The organism is uncultured Microbulbifer sp., assembly GCF_947489355.1.
Lineage (GTDB): Bacteria > Pseudomonadota > Gammaproteobacteria > Pseudomonadales > Cellvibrionaceae > Microbulbifer.
The window spans coordinates 1-364 of the sequence record NZ_CANLDD010000206.1 but is presented as its reverse complement, the minus strand read 5'-3'; the positions used below and the strand labels follow the sequence as shown (position 1 = coordinate 364).

The following is a 364-nucleotide window of genomic DNA, read 5'->3' as shown; positions in this document are numbered from 1 at the left end:
ATGACCTATGACCAAACCTACTTTCGATATGGATGCTGCTGTCAAGGCGCTGCGTGAGGGCAAAGACCTCAGCGGCAAAGATGGCATTCTGACTCCCCTGATCAAACAGCTTACCGAAGCAGCCATGAGCGCGGAGCTGGAAGAGCACCTCGCCGGCGAGGACAAGCCCAACCGCAAAAATGGCCATACATCCAAGACCATGAAAAGCCCGACGGGCAGCTTCGAGCTGCAGACACCACGGGACCGCGCCGGCACCTTCGAGCCAAAGATCGTCAAGAAGCATCAAACCCAGGGGCTGTTCCCGTTTCACATGGGTAGCCATAGGAAGGCACAAGCCATAGCTACTGTGCTTTGATAGCACCTC

The 364-nt window shown here is 56.0% G+C and carries 1 pseudogene; it reads left to right on the top strand.

Features of this window, described 5'->3' with window-relative positions:
* Positions 1-7: 7 nt before the first annotated feature.
* A pseudogene (locus Q1A48_RS21475) lies at positions 8-289 on the top strand (transposase); the annotation flags it as partial.
* Positions 290-364: the final 75 nt, after the last annotated feature.